Raw genomic sequence first — 2437 nt, forward strand, 5'->3', positions numbered from 1 at the left:
CACCCACGGCCAGCAAATCGGGCAGACAGGCCAGATTGACCAAAAGCAACTCCAGGGCAAGGGCCGGCTCGGTGCTGGTCAGAATCTTTCTTTGACTGTCCATGGTCATCTGCCAGGCCGCGTGCAGATGCGGCAGGGCGAAACCCGGCGCCAGGGCGGCCCAGGCGTCCACTTCCTCGGCCGGCAGATCGATAATGCCCCGCGCGCCGTCGCCCAATTGGGCCAGCAGAAACAGATTGCGCCAGCAGGCCCCGAGTTCGCGCAAAAAAAAGCCCAAATCCACGCCCTGGTCCAACACCTCGGTCAAAAGCGCGTTCAGACCAAGCAGATCGCGACCCTGGACGCACTCGGCCAGACGCACGAACACTTCCTGTCCGGCCAGCCCGAGCACCTCGCGCACGTCATGCAGGCGCAGATCTCCCGCGCCCAAAGCCAAAACCTGACCCAAGAGCGACATGCAATCGCGCACGGACCCTGCTCCGCGCCGGGCAATGAGGTTTACAGCCGATGGCTCGGCCGCAAGGCCTTCGGCTTCGAGGACGCGGTGCAGATGCGCGGCCAGTTCGGCCTGGGGCAGACGCTTGAAGACGAAATGCTGACAACGGCTGATGATGGTCTGGGGAAATTTTTCCGGCTCGGTCGTGGCCATGATGAAGGTCACGTGCCCCGGCGGCTCTTCAAGCGTCTTCAGAAGAGCGTTGAAAGCCGCCTTGGAAAGCATGTGCGCTTCGTCAATGATGATGACCTTGAAGCGGCATTCCAGGGGCGCGTAGCCCACGTCCTCTTTCAGGCGACGGACATTGTCCACGCCGGTGTTCGACGCACCGTCGATTTCGGCCACGTCCACGGCCGCGCCCTGGGTGATCTGACGGCAGATGGGGCACTGGTTGCACGGCTCGGCAGCCGGGCCGTTCACGCAATTGAGCGCCTTGGCGAAAATACGGGCCAGGGTGGTCTTGCCCACGCCACGGGTGCCGCTGAACAGATAGGCCGGCGCGACCCGGCCGGTGGACGCGGCCCTGGACAGGATGCTTTTCACGGCTTCCTGACCGGCCACGGCGGCAAAATTCTGGGGGCGATAACGCGCGGTAAGACTGTCCTGACTCATGGGCTTGAAACTCGGTGGTGAACCGGGCTCCGGAATCGGAGCCCGGAATGTCGGCGCCCGAAGCGGGCTAGAAGCTGTAACGGCTCAACCATTTGCCGTATTTCGGATTTTCGCCGCGCAACACCCTGAAATAGGCGTCCTGCAAGGCCTTGGTCACCGGGCCACGGCTCCCCTGGCCAATGACGCGCCGATCCACCTCGCGAATGGGCGTGACCTCGGCGGCAGTGCCGCTGAAAAAGGCCTCGTCGGCGCAGTACAGTTCATCGCGGGTGAAGCGGTCCTCGACCACGTCATAGCCCAGGTCCTCGGCCAGAAGCATCAGGGAATCCCTGGTTATTCCGGCCAGGATGGAGCCCAGGGGCGGAGTCTTGATGACGCCGTTTCGGACAATGAAGACATTCTCGCCCGTGGCCTCGGACACATAGCCCTCGGCGTCGAGCATGAGGGCCTCGTTGTAGCCGTCGGCCAGGGCCTCGCGCTTGGCCAGGACCGAATTGACGTAGTTGCCGCAGGTCTTGGCCTTGGTCATCATGACGTTGACGTGATGCCGGGTGAAGGTCGAGGTCTTGACCCGGATGCCCTTTTCCAGGGCTTCGGCCCCCAGATACGCGCCCCAGGGCCAGGTGGCGATGATGGTCTGGATGGGATTGTCGCCCGGAAATACGCCCATGGCTCCGGCACCGATGAAGGACAGGGGACGGACATAACCCTCGGCCAGCTTGTTGGCCTTCAGGGTGTCCAGGATGGCCTGGCAGATTTCGGCCTGGGAAAAAGGAATGACCATCTCATTGATCTTGGCCGACAGAAAAAGCCGGTCCACATGCTCTTCCAGCCTGAACACGGCCGAACCGCCATCCGCGCAGGTGTAACAGCGGATGCCCTCGAACACGCCCACGCCGTAATGCAGGGTGTGGGTCAGGACATGGACCTGGGCTTCGTCCCAGGGCACCAGTTTGCCATCGAACCAAATTTTGTCTGCTTTCTGAACCATGGGTCCTCCTCGATATGGGCGTGTCATTTGTGGGGCCTAAACGGCCATCCGGAGCGTCGGGGGACACTAGGACATGGGTCTTGACGGGTCAAGGGAGCCCCGCCAGGGATGCCCTGATCGGATCCAGGGGGCAATCCCCCGGAGAGGTGCGGGACGGAGCCACGATCACATTCGCCGCTCGCTCCCGCTCACTCCCTGGCCGCGTCCAGCCGGCCTATTTGTCGTCGTCGTGACTGGAGCGGAAGACCATGCGGATGGGCGTCTTGTCCAAACGAAAGACCTTGCGCAGCTGGTTCTCCAGATAGCGGACATAGCTGCCGTGGAAAAGCTTGTCGCCA

General features: G+C 62.6%; 3 protein-coding genes. All 3 read right to left on the reverse strand.

All coding sequences use genetic code 11. The features are described 5' to 3' along the window. Positions 1-1108, reverse strand: a 1108-nt coding sequence (gene dnaX / locus EOL86_13720; protein ID NCD26632.1) for a DNA polymerase III subunit gamma/tau, incomplete at its 3' end; no start/stop codon positions are given. Positions 1109-1175: 67 nt separating this feature from the next. After that, on the reverse strand, positions 1176-2099 hold the full coding sequence (locus EOL86_13725) for a branched-chain amino acid transaminase (GenBank protein ID NCD26633.1): 924 nt from the start codon (positions 2097-2099) through the stop codon (positions 1176-1178). A 214-nt stretch (positions 2100-2313) separates the two neighbouring features. After that, the coding region (locus EOL86_13730) for a hypothetical protein (GenBank protein NCD26634.1) at positions 2314-2437 on the reverse strand (124 nt) is incomplete at its 5' end.

Source organism: Deltaproteobacteria bacterium, assembly GCA_009930495.1.
In the GTDB taxonomy this organism is placed as follows: domain Bacteria; phylum Desulfobacterota; class Desulfovibrionia; order Desulfovibrionales; family Desulfomicrobiaceae; genus Desulfomicrobium.

Coding starts and splice junctions, on each gene's coding strand:
- EOL86_13725 (NCD26633.1), bottom strand. CDS start 2,099: ATGGTTCAGAAAGCAGACAAAATTTGGTTCGATGGCAAACTGGTGCCC.